This window comes from Paraburkholderia ultramafica (genome assembly GCF_902859915.1).
Classification (GTDB): domain Bacteria; phylum Pseudomonadota; class Gammaproteobacteria; order Burkholderiales; family Burkholderiaceae; genus Paraburkholderia; species Paraburkholderia ultramafica.
Window position 1 is genome coordinate 1 of the sequence record NZ_CADIKK010000036.1, and the last position, 19,327, is coordinate 19,327.

The 19,327-nt window shown below is 66.1% G+C and carries 14 protein-coding genes and 2 riboswitches; of the genes, 6 read left to right on the forward strand and 8 right to left on the reverse strand.

What is annotated here, in order from left to right:
- Positions 1–401 precede the first annotated feature (401 nt).
- A complete protein-coding gene (locus HV744_RS29255) occupies positions 402–1,346 on the forward strand; it encodes a flagellar brake protein (protein ID WP_175152843.1) in 945 nt (314 codons plus the stop codon).
- A 35-nt stretch (positions 1,347–1,381) separates the two neighbouring features.
- Here the strand turns inward: HV744_RS29255 and HV744_RS29260 are convergent, their stop codons facing one another.
- From HV744_RS29260 to cobW, 4 genes are all read right to left on the reverse strand, one after another.
- Positions 1,382–1,921 carry a vWA domain-containing protein gene (locus HV744_RS29260; protein WP_175152890.1) on the reverse strand — a complete coding sequence of 180 codons (540 nt, stop codon included), beginning with the start codon at positions 1,919–1,921 and terminating at the stop codon, positions 1,382–1,384.
- A gap of 131 nt (positions 1,922–2,052) precedes the next feature.
- Positions 2,053–3,159: a magnesium chelatase ATPase subunit I gene (locus tag HV744_RS29265; protein WP_175152844.1), complete on the reverse strand. Its 1,107-nt coding sequence runs from the start codon at positions 3,157–3,159 to the stop codon at positions 2,053–2,055.
- The gene (cobN, locus tag HV744_RS29270) at positions 3,156–6,974 is read right to left on the reverse strand and encodes a cobaltochelatase subunit CobN (protein ID WP_175152845.1); all 3,819 of its coding nucleotides are present in this window, start codon (positions 6,972–6,974) and stop codon (positions 3,156–3,158) included. The genes HV744_RS29265 and cobN overlap by 4 nt, the downstream gene beginning before the upstream one ends.
- A gap of 6 nt (positions 6,975–6,980) precedes the next feature.
- Positions 6,981–8,072 (reverse strand): cobalamin biosynthesis protein CobW, encoded by a 1,092-nt coding sequence (gene cobW / locus HV744_RS29275; RefSeq protein ID WP_175152846.1) that lies wholly within the window; start codon positions 8,070–8,072, stop codon positions 6,981–6,983.
- A gap of 206 nt (positions 8,073–8,278) precedes the next feature.
- A riboswitch (cobalamin riboswitch) is annotated at positions 8,279–8,558 on the reverse strand.
- 67 nt (positions 8,559–8,625) lie between these two features.
- Positions 8,626–8,865: riboswitch (cobalamin riboswitch) on the forward strand.
- 237 nt (positions 8,866–9,102) lie between these two features.
- Here cobW and cobA point away from each other — a divergent pair.
- Genes cobA through bluB form a run of 5 tightly spaced genes read left to right on the forward strand, consistent with a single transcriptional unit; the run spans position 9,103 to position 12,935 of the window.
- Positions 9,103–9,900, forward strand: a complete 798-nt coding sequence (cobA, locus tag HV744_RS29280) for a uroporphyrinogen-III C-methyltransferase (protein ID WP_175152891.1) — start codon at positions 9,103–9,105, stop codon at positions 9,898–9,900.
- On the forward strand, positions 9,897–10,391 hold the full coding sequence (locus HV744_RS29285; RefSeq protein ID WP_175152847.1) for a cobalamin biosynthesis protein: 495 nt from the start codon (positions 9,897–9,899) through the stop codon (positions 10,389–10,391). Before cobA ends, HV744_RS29285 begins: the two co-directional genes overlap by 4 nt.
- Positions 10,388–10,990, forward strand: coding sequence for a cob(I)yrinic acid a,c-diamide adenosyltransferase (gene cobO / locus HV744_RS29290; RefSeq protein ID WP_175152848.1), 603 nt, complete (start codon positions 10,388–10,390; stop codon positions 10,988–10,990). Before HV744_RS29285 ends, cobO begins: the two co-directional genes overlap by 4 nt.
- A 3-nt stretch (positions 10,991–10,993) precedes the next feature.
- Positions 10,994–12,292: a cobyrinic acid a,c-diamide synthase CobB gene (locus HV744_RS29295; protein WP_175152849.1), complete on the forward strand. Its 1,299-nt coding sequence runs from the start codon at positions 10,994–10,996 to the stop codon at positions 12,290–12,292.
- Positions 12,276–12,935, forward strand: coding sequence for a 5,6-dimethylbenzimidazole synthase (gene bluB / locus HV744_RS29300; RefSeq protein ID WP_175152850.1), 660 nt, complete (start codon positions 12,276–12,278; stop codon positions 12,933–12,935). Before HV744_RS29295 ends, bluB begins: the two co-directional genes overlap by 17 nt.
- 10 nt (positions 12,936–12,945) lie before the next feature.
- On the opposite strand, the gene HV744_RS29305 is transcribed toward bluB, so the two are convergent.
- The 4 genes from HV744_RS29305 to HV744_RS29320 form a co-directional block, all read right to left on the reverse strand.
- Complete coding sequence (locus tag HV744_RS29305) at positions 12,946–13,539, reverse strand: DUF4136 domain-containing protein (protein WP_175152851.1); 594 nt, start codon at positions 13,537–13,539, stop codon at positions 12,946–12,948.
- Positions 13,540–13,571: 32 nt separating this feature from the next.
- Complete coding sequence (locus HV744_RS29310; protein WP_175152852.1) at positions 13,572–16,076, reverse strand: CHASE2 domain-containing protein; 2,505 nt, start codon at positions 16,074–16,076, stop codon at positions 13,572–13,574.
- Between the two features lie 66 nt (positions 16,077–16,142).
- Complete coding sequence (locus HV744_RS29315; protein WP_425497877.1) at positions 16,143–17,597, reverse strand: FecR family protein; 1,455 nt, start codon at positions 17,595–17,597, stop codon at positions 16,143–16,145.
- Positions 17,594–18,331 (reverse strand): response regulator transcription factor, encoded by a 738-nt coding sequence (locus HV744_RS29320; protein ID WP_175152853.1) that lies wholly within the window; start codon positions 18,329–18,331, stop codon positions 17,594–17,596. Before HV744_RS29320 ends, HV744_RS29315 begins: the two co-directional genes overlap by 4 nt.
- Positions 18,332–19,327 lie beyond the last annotated feature (996 nt).

Below are 19,327 nucleotides of genomic sequence, written 5' to 3' on the forward strand. Positions count from 1 at the left end.
ATACTTTCGCTTTTCGCCAGATTCCGGAGAATCCGGCTCGCGTCCCGCATCAAGCGCCCACACTTATCGGCTGTTAATTTTTAAAGATCGATCCGCCAACTTCGCCGCACCAATTTGAACCACCCGGCACCGCTTCGTTCTGCGTCGCTGCATCAGCAGCAGAGAAACGAGATTATGGAGAACGACCACCATGTCGTCAACCCCCTTCTGTGAATTTTCTTTTGACAGGACAAGCCACCCCTTCGGCGGCGACCCGAAATTAGTTAGTCATCCGATTTAATTTGGCGCCCACTCGCAACGACAGCCGACGGGCACCAATCCCTCCGCCACCCCGCAATTAAAGTTTCCCCTCCCATCGCCGTCAACCAGGATATCCCGCCACTTAAATAGCCCGCCGACCCATGGACAATCCTGTCGAGGAACACGTCGAGGAAAACCCGCCCGCCGCGCTATCGTCGGCCCTCAGCCCGGATACGGTGCCGGTCGGCACGCCCCTCGCCTGGCCGATCGTCGACAGCGACGGCACGCTGCTCTTCGCCAGCGGGACCATCCTGGCGACCACGGACGAGCGCAAGTTTCTGTTCGGTCACTTTCATCCGCAGCGCGGCGATCTGCTGGACACGAGCACCCAACCGCTGCCCGCAACCGCACAGCCCGCAGACTCCGCCAGCGAACTGACGCTCAAGGACATGCACCTGGAAATAGGCGCGTTGATCGGCATGCGTTCGCAGCTCGGCAACGGCGCGCCGATGCACCCGTGCCGCATCATCGGTTTCGCGCCGAATCACGCGCTCTTCGTCACGCCGCCGTTGCAGCAAGGCCGGCTGCTGCCGCTCACGCTCGGCGAAAACATCGAGCTCGTTGTCATTGCCAGCCAGGCCGTGTTCCGTTTCGTCTGCACGGTCGAAGCGATCTGCCGCTCGCCATTCGACTATGTCGTGCTGTCGAAACCCGGTGTGATCCGCCGTCTGCGCGAGCGCAAATCGATCCGCGTCCATACGCACCTGGCGGTACGTTTCGGCATCGGCGAAACGGGCGAATCCTACGAAGGGCTCGGCCTCGCCAAGGGCATCAGCGCGCTCGGCATGTCGTTGACCGCCTCATGGACTCTGGGTGCGGTTGGCGAGCGGTTGCGGGTCGCCTTCCGCCTGAAGTCGGCGGAACTCGATACGGAGATCGAGACCGTCGCCATCATCCGCAACGTGCAGAAAGGCAGCGCGGCAGGCGAGCCGTCGAGCCACGGGCTCGAATTCGATCGACTGGACGCAGTCCAACAAATGGCGATGAAGGTCTTCGTATTCGACCGGCAGGATGACGTGTTGTACTGGTCGAACCGCGTGAAGTAAGCGTATGAAAGCGAGCGGCACAGCGCATGCGCCGCTCAGCCAATCAGTTCTTCCGGCGTAAAAAGCCCCGCCCCCCATGCATCGGCGAGCGCTTCGCAGCGGCCCAACCGTATCGCGTCGCGCTCGAAATCGACGAACACGACTTCGTCCGCGTCGAGCGGGCGCGCCGGCTCGTCACGCGTGCGGCCATCGGTCAGAATCCACAGCCAGCGCTGCTGTGCGGGCCTGATGCGCGCACTACGCTCCAGCAACTGCGCCGCTCGCCGGATGCCGGAAGTCAGCGGTGTGCCGCCGCCACCGCCCACCGGTCTGAGCCACCGTTCGTTCCACCAGCGCGGCACGGCCGGACCGAAACGCACGTGCGCGCCGGCACCGCCAAAACAGACCAGCGCAGCCTCGGCGCGCGCGGCGCTCGCGCGGTCGAACAACGCAATCAGCAGGCCCTTCGCGAGCGCGAGACGCTGCCCGGCCAGCATGGACCCGGAGCAATCGAGCACGAAGCAATGCAGCACGCCGCCGCGCGGCGCCTCGCGCGCGTAGCGCAGATGCTCGACACGCAGCCGGTCGTCGCGCATTGCGGCGAGCGTCTGCGGCCATGCGATGCGCTTGCCCGGCTTGCCACGCGCATGGCTGCGCGGACTCGCGCCCACGCCTTGCCGCCATCGAAAACCGCTGCGCGAGTCAGCGGCGGCGCCCTTCCGATGGCTCAGCGTTTTTTTACGCTAAGCGGTATGACGCCTTTGACTTGAGTGGTAGCGGCCGGCTCAGGTGGCAGATAGCCCCAGTCATTCTCGCCGGCAACAGAGGGCGACGGCGCAGCATCGGGCGCAAGTGCAGGCGAACGGTCCGAGCCGCTGCCGGATGCGGCTTGCCGGTGCGCTTCGCTCTCCCGCGCATCACCACCCGACTGCGCGTCGTGCTGATGACGCCGATGAATCAACACCGCCTCGGCAACCCGATCGACATGTTCCGCCGTCACCGCAGCGGCCTGCTCCAGCGCGGCCAACGCTCGCGCCGCACGCAGCATCACGAGATCGGCGCGCAGACCATCCACGGCCGCGTCGATGCACAGCGCGCTGACATGCGCGTGCACGGCGTCGTTGAACGCGAGTTGCGGCAGCGCTTCGCGCGCGGCGCGAATCCGCCCGACGTACGCCGCCTGCTGCTGCGCATAGCTCGCACGAAACCCTCGCGGGTCGAGATCGAACGCGAGCCGCGCTTTCACGATCGCCTGACGCACTTGCGGCTCGAAGCAGTTCTGCAACTCGACCATCAAGCCGAAGCGGTCGATCAATTGCGGCCGCAACTCGCCCTCTTCGGGATTCATCGTGCCGATCAGCACGAAGCTCGCGTCGTGGCTATGCGACACGCCATCGCGTTCGACGGTATTTACGCCGCTCGCCGCCGCGTCGAGCAACGCATCGACGAGCGCGTCCGGCAGCAGGTTGACTTCATCGACATACAGCACGCCGTGATGCGCTTTCGCGAGCAGGCCCGGTGAAAAACGCACCGAGCCGTCGCGCAGCACGGTTTCGATATCGAGCGTGCCGATCAGGCGATCTTCACTCGCGCCGAGCGGCAGATTGACCAGTTGCCCTGCCGGCAACAACTCGGCAAGTGCACGCGCGGCGGTCGATTTAGCGGTGCCGCGCGGGCCACTGACCAGCACACCGCCGAGCCCCGGATCGATCGCGGCCAGCAGCAGCGCCTGCTGCAACGGCGTCTGGCCGATCAACGCGGCAAACGGGAAAGCGGGTCGTTCGGTAGCTGGCTGGACCGCCACCTGGGTCACTTCTGGCGCCGCTGCATTCATGTCTGCATTCCTTCGATCTGCTGCTCGCTAGCAAGCAGATGCTGTTCGACTTGCGCGCGATAGTCGCCCGGCGCCTGCCACAAACCACGCTGCATCGCTTCGAGCAGACGCTCGCAGATCGAATGGAGCGCATGCGGATTGTGCCGCTGCAAAAACTCGCGGGTGTCAGCGTCATTCAGATACGCATCGGTGACGAGCGCATATTGATGATCCGCGATCACGCGCGCGGTCGCATCGTAACCGTACAGATAATCGACGGTCGCGGCGATCTCGGCCGCGCCCTTATAGCCGTGACGCTTCACGCCATCGAGCCATTTCGGATTGACCACGCGCGAGCGAATCACACGCGCGATCTCTTCATGCAGCGTACGCACGCGCGGCGCGGCCGGATTGCTGTGATCGGCGTGATACACGCTCGGCTGATTGCCGGCCAGATGCCGCACCGCCGCGACCATGCCGCCCTGGAACTGGTAATAGTCGTTCGAATCGAGCAGATCGTGCTCGCGGTTGTCCTGATTCTGCAGCACCACGTCCAGTGCGGCGAGGCGCGCGCCGAACACCTGACGCGCTTCCTCGCCCGCGCTCTTCTGCGTGTACGCGTAACCGCCCCACGCCTGATACGCGTTCGCGAGATCCGCATCGGTCTGCCATTGCTGCGAGTCGATCATGTCCTGCAGACCCGCGCCATACGCGCCGGGCCGCGCGCTGAACACGCGCCAGCCGGCGCGCCGGCGCGCTTCGGCGGCGTCCATGCCGCGCGCGATCAGCGCATCGCGTTCGCGCAGCACGCGCGCGCGTATCGGATTCAGGTCCTCGGCTTCGTCGAGTTCGGCGACCGCCTGCACGGCGGCATCGAACAGGTGCATGACGTTCGCGAAGGCGTCGCGAAAAAAACCGGACACACGCAATGTGACGTCGATCCGCGGCCGATCGAACGCCTCGATCGGCATGATCTCGAAGTCGGTCACGCGATGGCTGCCCGGCGCCCATTTCGGCCGCACGCCCAGTAGCGCGAGCGCCTGGGCGATATCGTCGCCGCCGCTGCGCATCGTCGCGGTGCCCCATACGGAGAGCCCGATCGCGCGCGGATAATCGCCCTTTTCCTGCAGATGCCGCTCGATCAACTGCTGCGCCGATTTCAAACCGAGCGACCACGCGGCTTGCGTCGGCACTGCACGCGTGTCGACCGAATAGAAGTTGCGGCCGGTGGGCAGCACGTCGGGCCGTCCGCGCGACGGCGAACCACTCGGCCCCGGCGGCACGAAGCGTCCTTCGAGGCCGCGCTTCAGATGCTGCATCTCGTGCGGACCGCATGCGTCCAGACGCGGCAGCACATCGCTGCGCAGACGCTCGATGACTTGCTCCGCTTGCGGCAGCGTGCCGGGTAAAGGTGTCACGCGCGGTGCCACGCCCGCATCGGTTCGATCGCCGCACACGCCGCTCAACATCGCGGCGGCCAGCAATTCAAGCCGTTCACGCGTGTCGCCGCAATGCCGCCACGGCGCATCGCTCACCTTCTGCAAGACATCGGGGCGCGGCCCATCCCACACCGCCGACCAATCCACCGATAGCGGATCGAACAAATGATCCATCCGCAGATCACGCGCCAACGCATCGATCAATCCGGCCTTGCCGCCTTGCCCATCGCCGACCGGAAAGCGTCCCAACGCCAGCAGCGTATCGCGCCGCTGCACCCCGTCAGGCGACTGCCCGAACGTGTGCAAGCCATCGCGAATCTGCGCTTCCTTCAGCTCGCACAGCCACGCGTCGACGCGCGTGAGCAGCGCGTCCTCATCGTCCTGTCCGTTCGGCGCCGCGAGACTCAGCTCCTCGTGCAGCCTGTGCTCGACGATGGTCGCCAGAATCGTGCGCCGCAACAGCTTCGAGCGGCGCGGATCGACCATCAGCGCTTCATAGTATTCGTCGACCTGGCGCTCGAGATCCTGCAGCGGTCCATAGCTTTCGGCGCGCGTGAGCGGCGGCATCAGGTGATCGATGATGACGGCCTGCGCGCGGCGTTTGGCCTGGCTGCCCTCGCCCGGATCGTTGACGATGAACGGATACAGATGCGGCGTCGGCCCGAGAATCAGATCGGGCCAGCACGCATCGCTCAACGCGACGCTCTTGCCGGGCAGCCATTCGAGATTGCCGTGCTTGCCGACATGCAGCACCGCGTCGATGCCGAACTGGTGACGCAGCCAGAAATAGAATGCGAGGTATGAATGCGGCGGCACCAGCTCGGCGTCGTGATAGCTCGCGTAATCGCCCTGCTCGCGCGAACGTGACGGCTGGATGCCGACAAACACTTGCCCGCAGCGCCAGCCCGCGATCATGAAGCGACCGCGCCGCAGCGTCGGGTCCTGCTCGGGCGTGCCCCAGCGCGCGTTCAATGCGTGGCGCACGTCGACCGGCAGTGCGTTGAAATGCGCGAGATAGTCGTCAAGCGCGAGGCTTTGCAACGCGGGACGCAGATCGCGCACCACTGGATCGTTGGTCACGCCTTCAGTGAGTTTCTCCAACAGCGCGTCGCCGTTCGCGGGCAACTCATCCGCGAGACGATAGCCTTCATCACGCAGCATCGACAGAATGCCGACCACCGACGCCGGCGTGTCGAGCCCCACGCCATTGCCGATGCGCCCTTCGCTCATCGGATAGTTGGCGAGAATCAATGCGAGCTTCTTGTCCGCGTTATCGAGCGAACGCAAACGGCACCAGCGTCGGCTCAGTTCGGCGAGAAAGCCCACGCGTTCGAGGTCCGGCTGATAGCGGACCACATCGACCTCGGTGTGCGGACACCGGTACGCGAGCCCCTTGAAGCTGATGGCTCGGGTGATGATGCGTCCGTCCACCTCCGGCAGCGCGATATGCATCGCGATATCGCGCGAATTGAGGCCCTGATTGTCCTTGAGCCAGTCGTCGCGATTGCCGCCGCTCAGGATCACCTGGAACACCGGCGCGTCACCGGCGAGCGCGAGCGGCTCGGGGTCGTCGATCGCGGACGCGGCGAACGCGGTCGTATTCAACACCAGCGCGACGTCGTGTCGCGCGCATAGCGTCTGCACGACTTCGCGGCTCATCGCGTCCTTCAGCGACGTGATCGCGATCGGCAGCGGATTCAGGCCTTGTGCCGCGAGCGCATCGATCAGCGCATCGAACACCGCCGTGTTGGCCGCTTGCAGATGCGCCTTGTAGAACAGGATCGCCGCAACCGGCGCGCCGGGTTGCCAGCGTGCGTGCCAATCGGCGACGGTCGGCGTGTCGCAGTCCGGATGGTAGAGCGACGCGGCAGGCAACGCGCGCGGCGGCGCGGGCTCACGTCCCCAGCCGAACGCGCGGTGCGCGATGCAGCGCAAAAACGCTTCGGCATTTTGCGGGCCGCCTTCGCGCAGATAGCGCCACAGCTGATGACACAGATCGGCGTCGGCGGTGCTGCGCGCGAGCAGGTTCGAATCTTCCTGCAAGTCGCCGGAAAACATCGCGAGCGTTTGCTGCTTGCGCTCCGCCAGCGCGACCACCTGCTCGATGCCGTACGGCCAATAGGCCTCGCCGCCGAGGTGATCGACCACCACCACGCGCGCGTGCTGCAACACGTCCTCGACATAGAAATCGACCGATGCCGGTTGCCGCAGATACGTGACGTTCGCGAGCCGCACGCTGGGGAAGCCCTCGCCCAGCCGGGGAAACACGCTTGCAAGCAGCGACAGCGTGGTATCGGCGGAACTGAGCACCACGATATCGGCGGGCCGCTGATCGATGCGGATCGCGCCCTGCGTATCGTCGACAAAGCCGCCCGGTGTGGTGCGCAGCAGATGCATGGGCGCTTACGCCTCGCTCGCTTCGGCGTTCGACGGCACGCCGAGCGCCGCATCGAACGCGCGTTGCAACGCGGCCTGATCGAGGTCTTCACCGATCAGCACGAAGCGGCTTTGCGTGCCTTCACCGGCCTGCCAGCGCCGATCGAAGTAGCTGTCGAAGCGCCGGCCCACGCCCTGGATCACCAGACGCATCGGCGCGCCCGGCAACGCGGCGAAGCCTTTGACGCGGTAAATCGTGTGCGTTTCGACCAGCCCTTGCAGCGCGGTGATCACCGCTTCGCGCGACGGCGCGTTCGCGTGCACGACCACCGAATCGAATTCGTCGTGGTGGTGATCGGCGTCGTCGGCGGAACCGTGGTGATCGTGGCGCAAGTGGATCGTTTCCTCCGACGCCGCTTCGAGGCCCAGCAATGTATGCAGATCGAGCTGGCCCATGTGCGCGCGCACGATCTTCACCTGCAGCGGAATCTCTTCACGGAGCACGGCTTCGAGCGCGCTTTGCTGCGCGTCGTCGAGCAGATCCGTCTTGTTCAGAATCACGAGATCGGCCGCGGACAACTGATCTTCGAACAACTCGTGCAGCGGCGATTCGTGATCGAGATTCGGATCGGCCTTGCGCTGCGCGTCAACGGCAACCGGGTTGTCGGCGAACTGGCCGCTTGCGGCGGCCGGGCCGTCCACCACCGTCACGACCGCATCGACGGTGAAGCTGTTCTTGATCTGCGGCCAGTTGAACGCCTGTACGAGCGGCTTGGGCAACGCGAGGCCAGACGTTTCGATCAGCACGTGATCGATCTGCTCGCGGCGCTCGACGAGCATTTCCATCACCGGGAAGAACTCTTCCTGGACGGTGCAGCACAGGCAGCCGTTCGCCAGTTCATACAGTTGCCCTTCGGTCTCGACGCCGTTCTCATCGCAACCGATTCCGCAACCCTTGAGGATCTCCCCGTCGATGCCGAGTTCGCCGAACTCGTTGACGATCACCGCGATGCGCTTGCCGCCCGCATGCTGAAGAATGTGCCGCAACAGCGTGGTCTTGCCGCTGCCGAGAAAGCCCGTGACGATGGTGACAGGAATCTTGCGCATTTGAGTTTGCATCGTGAGGTCCATCCGTAGGCGTTGCACGAGCATGCCGGCGTGTCCGCGCGCTGTCTGCATGGGCTGGGCAATCGAGCATGCGTGGAACGCACGCGCTGCAAGCCAGCACAATCACAACACACGGGGACGAACGACGGCGTTGCCGCGGCAACGGAATAACAGCAAGCGGGAATGAAGTCATGAACGCCCGTCGCATCCCCGCGACGTTCGTCCTTCGTATTCTGGCCGGTATCCGGGCTGGCGAAAGCGCCGCTTCCCCTTCCCGGGCGAGTGATTTCTCGTCCAGTGGTGATATGCCGACGCGGCCTTGCGCGTGGACATCGAAGCCGGCTCCGCGGCGCCGGGCAATGAAGCCGGCGCTGCTTTTCGCTTACCGTTGCGGGGGCAGCACAGGTTGACCCGGTCCAATGCAGGCGGGCACCCTGTTTCCCGTTTAACTGCATGCGCACGAGCGCGCACACGAGCACCAAAGTGCGTGCGAGTTTAGGCCCGCGGCCCCGCGCCGTCAAGGAAACGCCAGCCTGCACCGCTTATCGGGCGGGGCGCCATGTGCTATCGTATGCGCGCGTTTGGTGCCCGCACATGCGTTCGCGTGTGCAGTTAAACGGGAAACAGGCAGCGTGCGATGCGCTCAACCTGTGCTGTCCCCGCAACGGTAAGCGACCTGCGGCGCTCTGTTCAGTCAGCTTGAGCCGCGCATGCGTTTTCGATGCCACTGTCCGATCGATCCGGACGGGAAGGCAAAGCGCATGAGGCCGCCAGCCCGGATACCGGCCAGACGCGGAGGCGGCGAACGTCACGCCGCCGGCCGCCGGAATCCGCGAGGGACGGATGTGATGGCGCTGAAGCACGACGTCGCGCGTCCGTTGGCGTGTTCCGCGAGTGTTCTCGAGGGATTCGTGATGAGCCGCGTTTCGTCGCGTCCGATTCCGTAGCACCGCATGACCTCAATGTCCGCCATCATCTCGCGCGCCTTTGCGCTTCGCACCTTCGCGCCGGTCACCTCATGGCGCGCGCCATGCACGCCGCGATGAGCCGCGCGTGGCTGATCGGCGCAGGTCCCGGCGACGTCGAACTGATGACGCTGAAGGCGACCCGCGCGCTGGCGCAAGCCGACGTGGTGCTGGTCGACGACCTGGTGAATCCGGACGTACTGCAATTCGCGCGCGCCGATGCACTGGTCGTGTACGTCGGCAAACGCGGCGGACATCCGTCCACGCCGCAGGCCGGCATCGTCGCGCAGATGCTCGAGCATGCGCGGGCCGGGCGTAGCGTCGCCCGTTTGAAAGGCGGCGATCCATTTGTGTTCGGCCGGGGCGGCGAAGAACAACAGGCGCTGCATGAGGCGGGCATCGACGTGGAAGTCATCAACGGCATCACGGCGGGGATCGCCGCGCCCGCCGCAATCGGCATTCCGGTCACGCACCGCGATTACGCGCAGGGCGTGGTGTTCGTCACCGGACACGGCGCGGGCAGCGGCGAGCCGGACTGGGCCGCGCTCGTCGCCACACGCATGACGCTGGTGATTTACATGGGCATGCGGCGGCTGAACGAGATCGTCGGCGCGTTGCTCGCGGCCGGCATGCGCGCCGATACGCCGTGCGCGGCGATCGAATCGGCCACGCGTCCCGAGCAACGTCATGTGCTCGCGCGACTCGCCGACTTCGCTGGGGCCGTCACGTGCGTAGGACTCGGCTCGCCGGCAATCGTGGTGATCGGCGGCGTGGCGTCGCTCGCGTTGGCGCGCGCAGCGGCAGACGCCGGCACCGCACATCCGACGGTTGCGGGCGATGCGGCGGCTCCTGCACACAGCGTGGACACCCAATGAAGACGCTGAGCGTCGGCATCGGTTGCCGCTTGCAGAGCTCGGCCGAGCATATCGAAGCGGCGGTGCGCGCCGCGCTCGGCTCGCATAGAATCGATCAGATCCGTACGGTCGGCACGGTCGACACCAAAGCCGACGAAGCAGGCCTGCTCGAATTCTGCGCACGTCATGCGCTGCCGCTGCGCTTGTTCAGCCGGGCGCAGATCGCAGCGATGCGCGTCGCTAACCCCTCTGCGGCTGTGCGCGAGCATCTTGGGGTGGATGGCATTTGCGAACCGTGCGCGCTGCTCGCCGCGTCGACCGAACCGGCCGCACTGGTTGCGCCTGCTGCACATGCTGCACCGGACGCGTTGGTCGCGCCCAGCGCCCCAAGCGCCCGCCTCCTCGTGCCCAAAACCCTTCACGCCGGCGTCACCGTAGCAATCGCCACGACCGCTGCCGACCCCGGCCACGAACCGCCAAACAACGACTCTCACCAACAGGACCTTCGATGAAGACCGATCCCGAATCGCATCAACGCATGACCGAGCGCCGGCGCGAAGGCCATGAGAAGAAACAGGCCAACGCCACGGTCGAAAAAGGCCTGCTGATCGTCAACACCGGCACCGGCAAAGGCAAGACCACGGCCGCGTTCGGCATGGCCGTGCGGGTGCTCGGGCACGGCATGCGCCTCGGCGTCGTGCAGTTCATCAAGGGCGCGCTGCATACGTCGGAGCGCGACTTCCTCGGCGCGATCGCCAACTGCGATTTCGTCACGATGGGCGACGGCTACACCTGGAACACGCAGAACCGCGACGCCGACATCGCCACCGCGCGCAAAGGCTGGGCCGAAGCGCGCCGGATGATCGAAAGCGGCGCCTACCAGATGGTGATCCTCGACGAACTGAACACGGTGCTGAAGTACGAATACCTGCCGCTCGACGAAGTGCTGTCGGCGCTGAACGCGCGCCCTGCGATGCTGCACGTGGTGGTGACCGGCCGGCACGCGCCGGACGCATTGATCGAAGCCGCCGACCTCGTCACCGAAATGCGCATCGTCAAGCATCCGTACCGCGAGCAAGGCGTGAAAGCGCAGCGCGGCGTGGAGTTCTGAGCGATGTCCGCGTGCCCCGCCCTGTTCATCAGCGCCCCCGCTTCGGGGCAAGGCAAGACCACGATCACCGCGGGTCTCGCGCGCTATCACCGGCGGCTGGGGCGGCGCGTGCGTGTCTTCAAGACCGGGCCGGACTTTCTCGACCCGATGATCCTCGCGCGTGCGAGCGGCACGCCGGTGCTATCGCTCGATCTGTGGATGGTCGGCGAAGCCGCGTGCCGCAATCTGCTCGCGCAGGCGGCGGCCGAAGCCGATCTGATCCTGATCGAAGGCGTGATGGGTCTGTTCGACGGCACGCCGAGCAGCGCCGATCTCGCGACGGCCTTCGGCGTGCCGGTGCTCGCGGTGATCTCGGCGAAGGCGATGGCGCAGACCTTCGGCGCGGTCGCCTTCGGCCTCGCGCACTTCAGGCCGCAGGTGCCGTTTTACGGCGTGCTCGCGAATCGCGTCGGCTCCGCGCGGCACGCGCAGATGCTCGAAGAAGCGTTGCCGCCCGCGCTGCGCTGGTGCGGGCACATCACGGCCAGCGACGAAATCGCGTTGCCCGATCGCCACCTCGGCTTGCACCAGGCGGCCGAGATCGACGATCTGGACGCGCGGCTAGACCACGCCGCAGACACACTCGCACAGACCGCGCTGAGCGAATTGCCGCCGCCGGTCGAGTTCGGCGCGCCTGTGCCGCCAGCCTTGCCGCGCCTGCTGGAGGGCAAGCGGATCGCGATTGCCCGCGATGCCGCGTTCTCGTTCATCTATCCGGCCAACGTCACGCTGCTGGAAACGCTCGGTGCCCAAATCGACTACTTCTCGCCGCTCGCCGACGAAGCCTTGCCCGGCAACGCGCACGCGCTCTACCTGCCCGGCGGCTACCCCGAACTGCATGCCGCGACGCTCGCCGCCAACCTGCGCAGCGCGGCCTCGATTCGCGCGCACGCGGCGGCCGGCAGACCGGTGGTCGCCGAATGCGGCGGCATGCTTTACCTGCTCGACCAACTGACCGACACGCAGGGCGTCAGCACGCCGATGCTCGGCCTGCTGCCCGGCCATGCGACGATGCAAACGCGCTTCACCGCGCTCGGCATGCAGCAGATCGACAGCCTGCACGGCCCGCTGACCGGCCATACGTTTCACTACTCGAAGCTGAGCACCTCGCTCACCCCGTTGCGTTCAGCCACCCGGCCGCAGGGCGATGCACCCGGCGAGGCCGTGTATCGCGCGGGCTCGATCGTGGCTAGCTACATGCACGCTTATTGGCCCTCCAACCCGGCCTTCACGGCCGCCCTGTTCCATGGCGAAGCCTTTTAACGACTCCGAGCGCGACGCCGTCTATCGCGCGATTTACGAACGCCGCGACATGCGCCACTTCGTGCGCAATCCGGTCGATCCGGCCGTGCTGCGGCGTCTGCTCGACGCGGCGCATCACGCGCCGAGCGTCGGCTTCATGCAGCCGTGGCGGATCGCGCGCATCACCGATCCGGCGTTGCGCACGGCCTTGCACGCGACGGTCGAAAGCGAACGGCTCGCCACCGCCGACGCGCTCGGCAAACGCCGCGAAGAGTTCATGAAGCTGAAAGTGGAAGGCATGCTGGAGTGCGGCGAACTGCTGGTGATCGCGCTGATGGACGGGCGCGAGCGGCATATCTTCGGCCGCCGCACGTTGCCTGAGATGGACCTCGCGTCGGTGGCCTGCGCGATCCAGAACATGTGGCTGGCCGCGCGTGCCGAAGGCCTCGGCATGGGCTGGGTGTCGCTGTTCGACGTCGACGCGGTCCGCGCGCTGCTGCACATGCCCGAGGGCGCGCGGCCGGTGGCGATTCTGTGTCTGGGCCACGTCGATCAGTTTTACAGCGAGCCGATGCTGGAAACCGAACGCTGGGCAAGCCGCCTGCCGCTCGCCGAGTGTGTGTTCGAAAACCGCTGGCCGCAAGCCCGCGCAACGCCGGAATAGTGCCCGCGCTTTACGGTTGCAGCGGCTGCACCGAAATCACATTCCGCACGCCGCTCGCCTTGTCCTGCTGCAGTTTCACACGCCAGTCCGACGGCGCATCGAACGGAAACTTCGCCAGTGCGCTTTTCACGAGCACCGGCATCGCCCGCAGCGGGTCCGCGTCGCGATCGGCGATCACCGCGCTGACCTTGTAGCGTTCCTCGCCGCTCGTGCGCTCAAAAAACCGCAGTGTCAACGAATGCTGGTACGCGCGTCCGCCGAACAGCGAGAACGGCGCTTCGGCCTTGGGGCAGTCACTCGGCGCGCAATCCTTGCCGCCGACGCCGACCGTGGCTGGCCGTGTGTCGTAGGCAATCGACAGCAGATAATGCGCGGGCTTGCCCGCCGTATCGACGAAGCCGCGTTTGGCCAACTCGTCGCGCAACAGCGCCTCGAATTGCGGATGATCGGCGCTCGCATCCTGCGACGGCATGCGCGTGATCGTATAAGTCGGCTCGCCTTGCAGCGCGGCGGGATTCGTCGTGTGCACGTCGGCATTCAACCCCGCGCAACCGGTGAGGCTCGCCGCGGCCAGCGCGGCACACATCAGAGTGACTTTTTCCATCTTCTCGCTTCGATAAGGTGCGTGTCGATACGTCATGACCGCGAGGCGGCGGATGAATCGGACCGCGCGTCGTCGAGCGCCGGCAGCCAGATCGTAAAGGCCGTGCCCTCGCCGGGCGCGCTGACCACTTCGACGTCGCCGCCATGGCGCGTCACGACGGTCTTGACGAACGCCATGCCGAGCCCCGCGCCGCCCACCTCCGGCCGCTCCGTCGCGTGAAACCGGCGAAAGCGCTCGAACAGACTCGCCTGCTGCTGCTTCGGGATGCCGTAGCCCTGGTCGCGGATCGTGCACGACACGCGCCGCGCGGCGCCGGGCACGGCCGGCCGCGTCTGGCTCTCGAGTCTGCAGACGATGCGCGTATCCGTCGGACTGTACTTGACCGCGTTGTTCAGAATGTTGACGAGCGCGCGCGTCATCAGCGAGCGGTCGACGCAGATCCAGTGGCCCTGATCGGCATCGGCGCCGCCGGCGCGGCCGGTGTCCGTGTGCAGCGTGATGCGCTTCGCGTGCGCCTGCGGCCAGACCTCGTCGCTGGCATCGAGGATCAATTCGGACAAGCTGACCGGTTCGAGCATGTACGCTTGCGATTCGGCGCGCGCCAGTTGCACGAAGTCGTCGGCGAGCGTCAGCGCGCGTTGCGCATAGCGTTCGATGCGCTCCAGCAAATCGCGCGCAAGCACCGGCTCGATGCGGGCCCGCTCGATCTCGACCAGCGCCAGAATCGACGCCTGCGGCGAACGCATGTCGTGCGACAGCAGCCGCAACGCGTCTTCCCGTTGACGCTCCGCCACATGCAGCGCCGATACGTCGACCAGACCCGCGATCCAGCCGGTCGTCTCGCCTTGCGCGTTGGTGCAGGTCGCGTAGCGCAGCAGATGGTCGCGCTCGTTGGCGTCGCGCACCTCGACGCCGTGCGCCATCAGCGCGGCAAATTCGCCGCGCGCCGGATCGAGCAGCGCGGGCCAGTGCGCATGTGCGTACAGATTGTGTTCGGCGTCCGACGCCGCACCGCTGTCGATCGTCTTGACGAGCGTCAGACCGCCCAGCACCGTCTGCATGGGCCGGCCCTCCGGCACCGGCGCGCCGAGGCGCGCGAAATGCGCTTTGGCCGCATGATTCGCGATCAGCACGACGCCCTGCACGTCGCTGACCAGGATCGGCTCGGGCACGCTGTCGAGGCTGTCCCACACGAAGCGCTTCATGTCCTGCACCCGCTGCGCGGCTTGCGCCATCAGCGCCATATGCTGCTCCAGCACGTCGCCGCTGAACTCGCGACGGCGCTGCGGCGTTTGCGGCAGCAGATGGGGTTCGTCGGCGAGGCGCTGCAGTTCTTCGCGCAGATAGGCCATCGTCATTTCGAGGCGCCGCCAGTTCCAGATCGGATACACGACCACCACGCCGACGATCGCCGGCACCGGCGATATCCAGAGCCGCGCGCCATACAGCCACGCGGCGCTGCCGGCCGCCGCGAGCAGAACCAGGCCGCCCGTCAGCAGCAACGAACGACGCGGCGACAACACCAGAAAACCGGCCAGCAGCGCGGCGAGCGGCAGCAGCGACACCGCGAACACCACCCAGCGCCCGGCCGGCTCGACCTCGCGACCGGTGAGCAGCGTGTCGAGCACGTTCGCGTGGATGTACACGCCCGGCAGCGGGCCCAGTTCGCCGGACACCGGCGTCGCGAACCGGTCGTACAGCCCCGACGCGGTCACGCCGATCACGACGAGGCGCCCGCGCAACTGGTCGGCCGGCACGTCGCCGGCGAGCACGCTCGCGAAACTCAGCTTCGTGTAGTTTTCCGCGTTCGCGCCGAACGGGATCAGGAAGCGGCCCTCGCCGCCGTCATCGCGGGCGGTCCGGCGCGCCGCCGTCTCGACCGACGACTGCCGCCGCGGCCGCCCGGTCAGGCGCAGCGTGCCGCGCTCGACCGCGTCGGCGACCGGCACCATCAATTGCGGCCAGCGCGAATCGGCGTCGCCCTGGAACTGCGCGACGCTGCGCACAATGCCGTCGCTGTCCACTTCGAGATTGATATGGCCGAGCCCGGCCGCCGCGTGCGCGAGCGGCGTCACCGGTTCAACCGCGACGCGGTGCCCGGCGGCGTCGGGCGCGGTGAGCAGCACGGGCAGATAGGTCGGGCCCAGCGCGATTGCGCGGGCAAACGGGGCGTCTTCGGGATTGGCCTCGGTGAACAGTACGTCGTAGATCACGGCTGCGGGCCCGGCTTTGGCGATCTGTTCGAGCAGCTTCGCATGGACGCTGCGCGGCCACGGCCAGCGGCCGAGTTGCGCGACGCTCGCGTTGTCGATTTCGACCACCACGATGTCGGACAGCAGAGGCTGCGCGCGTAGACTCAGAAAGTGGTCATACACCAGTTGATCGACGCTCGCGCTCAGCCGGCCAAGCGAGGCGAGCAGAATCACGACAATGCCGAGGCAACCGACGCCCACCCATTCGATCAGGAAGCGCCGGCCGGCGCGCCGGCCGAGACGGGCACGCGGATCGAGGCTCAGGCGCGTAGGTGTGGTCGGCAACAGGGTGCGTGGTCCAGAGCTAGGGAGCGGGCCGGCCGGTGAGCCGGCCCTGTGAATCTACCAGCGTCAGCGCGCCAGCGTAAACGAGCGGACCGTGCTGTTCTTCTCATAGAAGCGGCCGTTTTCGAACTGCTCGGCGACGATCGTCCAATAGTAGACGCCGGCCGGCAGATCGCTGACGATCAGTTTGCCGCCCGACAGATCGGTGCGGTCGACGATCGGATGACGCAGATCAGGCGTCGTGGCCAGCACGAAACGGAAGCGCGTCTCGACGTTCGAGCGGCTGACGAACCAGCGGAATTCGTAGTCGCGGCTGCCAGCGAGCGGTGCGGCCGATGCTTCCAGTCCGAGCTGGCGCCGTTCGAACGCGTACACCTGCGGCAGACCATCGAGCCCATTGGCAGCGGTTGCGGCGATCCGCACGAAGTACGTGCCATCGGGCAGATTGCCGAAGTCCGCATCCGGCGCACTCACGCGCATGTCGCGGATCAGGTCGAGCTGGTCGGCGTCGCGCGCGACCTGCACGCGGTAGGCGACGGCGTGTTCGGCCGGCACGAGGTCGAACACGACCGTCTCGCCGTCCTGCACCCTGGCCGGCTGGGACAGCGCCGGCGCGGCCAGCAGTTCGACCGGATCGCCGACCGCGCCGCCCGCACGCGTGACGCTGCCGAAGCGCGCCTTGACGAGCTGCTCGGACGCCTGCAGCGGCACGCCGGGCAGCGGCGCGGCGTCCCGGCCGTTCTGCTGGGCGGGATCGACGCCGACCGCGCCGTCGAGCACCGCCACCGCGGTGGTCTGCGCGTCACCGCTATAAGCCACCTTGAAACGCGTGCCCCGCACGCCCGCCACCACCGAAGGCGAGTGGATCTGGAAACGGTCGTCCCGCTTCGTCGCATGCGTGACCTGGCTCTCGACTTCGCCGTGATGCAGGTCGAAGATGCGGTCGCCCGCGCCGGTCAGCGCGGTGCGCCGCAGCCTGCCGATGTCCAGCTCACCGTTTTGCGCGATCGTGACGTACGAGCCGTCGGCCAACTCCAGCGTGACAAAGCCGTTCGGCCCGGTGCGAATGCGGTCGCCTTCGACGAGGGTCGTGGCCGCGGTGAACGGCACGTAGGGGTTCTTGCCGAAAGCGTGCTCGGCGGGACCACTGGTCGCGACCACGCGGGCCGCTTCGCGATCCTGCCTGAGCTTGTCGGCCGGCAGACGCAGCACAATGCCGGCCGGCATGCGGCGCGGCGCGGGCACATGGTTCAGACGGCTCAGCACCGCCCAGTCGGTCGGATCGCTCAGGTAGCGGTCGGCAATGTCATACAGCGAGTCGCCTTCGCGCGTCGTGTAGCTGACATAGGCCGGCGCAGTAGCTTTAACGCGTGGCTTGAGCGGACGGAATGCCGACGATTCCGCCGACGCCGCCCCGCACCAGCTCATCGCGATCAGACCGGCCATTGCCAGCCAGGCAGCGGCGCGATGGCCCGGCAAGGCTACGCTGCCGCGCACTGCCACCGCCCGGGAAAGCTTCACGCCTCCCCCGCTTCAGGCGTTTCATCGTCGGCGACGGATGGCGCGCCGGCTTCGATCCGCTCGAGCCGGTAGCCATAGCCGTAAATCGGCGTCAGACGATAACCTTGCTCCGGACGCAGCCCGAGCTTGCTGCGCAGCATCGACACGTGGGTGTCCATCGTGCGCGACGGAATGTCGGTCGCCTGCTTCCAGATCACGTCGAGAATGTGCGCGCGCGACAGCGGCCGGCTCAGATGCTGGAACAGCAGCAGCGCAAGCTCGAACTCCTTCTGTGTGACGGAGACTGCCGTGCCTCGCACCACCACGTGCTTGGCGCCCAGATCGAATTCGAATTCGCCAAACACCTCTTTCGCCGCCGGCGGCTTGAGGTAATAGGCGCGGCGCAACAGCGAGCCGACCCGCGCCAGCAACACGGCTCCCGACACCGGCTTGACGAGATAGTCTTCCGCGCCGGTGTTCAGAATCGACGTGATGTCGGTTTCGCGGCCGCGGCTCGTCATGAACACGACCGGCAAGCGCTCGGAGAGGCTTTCCCGCACCCAGCGCAACACCTCTTCGCCCGACATGTCGGGGACGTTCCAGTCGAGCACGAGCAGATCGAAGGTCTGGCGCCGCAGCTGCCGCACCAGTTCACGCCCCGCACTGTATGCGTGACAGATATGGCCCGCTGCCGACAGCGTTTGGCAAACCAGATCGGCCTGAGCCGAATCGTCATCCAGAACTGCAATTCTCATAACACCCCGCAACGCGACATCGCCCTTCGTAACTGGTGGCTGGCTAGCCGGCGGATGACCGGGATGACGGCGCTCGCTCGCACCGACGATCCGTCTTCCAATTCAAGCTCCGGCCGCTCATTTTTTGACTTATGGTCCATTCCTCGCCCCCCGTTCAGCGCTGCTTTCGCAACATCTCGAAGTCAGCGCATATATCGACTTCATCCTACTGATTATTCAGGGCAGGTGATCATAATCGAAAACCCCAGCCCATTTTCCGGATGCCAGTCAGCGGCAGTCCGTCGCGGCGGCCGATTGGGCGCCGCTTCCGCACATTTTTCTTGAGGTCTCTCAGGGGGCGCCGGCTATTCATGGCGACCAGCAAAAATGGTCGCTCGGGTCGGCTGGTCTCGCTCGCACGGTGATTGGCCCCGTCTGCCTATGTCATTTCAGACACCCCGTATTTACGAGATGCTGATTTAACAATCTTCAAGCAAGTATAAGAATGCTCTCAAAATAAATCGTTTAAAGATTGTTAAATTGCGTCAAGGGACGTCACTGATTGCGGGTGTCCGGCGGACGTCCGCCTGGACTCGCCGATGATGTTGGAACGAGCGCGCCGCGCTATCTCATAAATATCGCGCTGGACGACTATGGCAGCCGCGCCCGATTCAGCGGGCCCCAAGGCGGGCGTTCGACGTCGATGTCAGCGTCCGTGAGGTCAAAAAAAGCGGCGTCGCCCCGCTCGGGGCCGACGCCGCTCAAACATTACACACGCCCGCGGGGTCTAGCCGCACGAGTGAAACAAAATTAGGCGCTGCGGACATCGCGCTCAAGATGAAAGAACTGCGTTTGTAACCGCCGGGGAGGTAGTTATTACGTACGACGTATTAGATCCCGGCGCAAGACCCCGCTCCACGCGCGTTCCAACTGGTATGAATTGAGGCAGCGAAAAATGACAATTTACACATGCAGACGTCTTGTTACAGCCTGATCGGGGCATGAGGAAACTGCGTG

Excerpts from the sequence above, each read along its gene's own strand:
- HV744_RS29255 (WP_175152843.1), top strand. The coding sequence starts at position 402 with ATGGACAATCCTGTCGAGGAACACGTCGAGGAAAACCCGCCCGCCGCG.
- HV744_RS29260 (WP_175152890.1), bottom strand. The coding sequence starts at position 1,921 with ATGCGCGACGACCGGCTGCGTGTCGAGCATCTGCGCTACGCGCGCGAG.
- HV744_RS29265 (WP_175152844.1), bottom strand. The coding sequence starts at position 3,159 with ATGAATGCAGCGGCGCCAGAAGTGACCCAGGTGGCGGTCCAGCCAGCT.
- cobN (WP_175152845.1), bottom strand. The coding sequence starts at position 6,974 with ATGCATCTGCTGCGCACCACACCGGGCGGCTTTGTCGACGATACGCAG.
- cobW (WP_175152846.1), bottom strand. The coding sequence starts at position 8,072 with ATGCAAACTCAAATGCGCAAGATTCCTGTCACCATCGTCACGGGCTTT.
- cobA (WP_175152891.1), top strand. The coding sequence starts at position 9,103 with ATGAGCCGCGCGTGGCTGATCGGCGCAGGTCCCGGCGACGTCGAACTG.
- HV744_RS29285 (WP_175152847.1), top strand. The coding sequence starts at position 9,897 with ATGAAGACGCTGAGCGTCGGCATCGGTTGCCGCTTGCAGAGCTCGGCC.
- cobO (WP_175152848.1), top strand. The coding sequence starts at position 10,388 with ATGAAGACCGATCCCGAATCGCATCAACGCATGACCGAGCGCCGGCGC.
- HV744_RS29295 (WP_175152849.1), top strand. The coding sequence starts at position 10,994 with ATGTCCGCGTGCCCCGCCCTGTTCATCAGCGCCCCCGCTTCGGGGCAA.
- bluB (WP_175152850.1), top strand. The coding sequence starts at position 12,276 with ATGGCGAAGCCTTTTAACGACTCCGAGCGCGACGCCGTCTATCGCGCG.
- HV744_RS29305 (WP_175152851.1), bottom strand. The coding sequence starts at position 13,539 with ATGGAAAAAGTCACTCTGATGTGTGCCGCGCTGGCCGCGGCGAGCCTC.
- HV744_RS29320 (WP_175152853.1), bottom strand. The coding sequence starts at position 18,331 with ATGAGAATTGCAGTTCTGGATGACGATTCGGCTCAGGCCGATCTGGTT.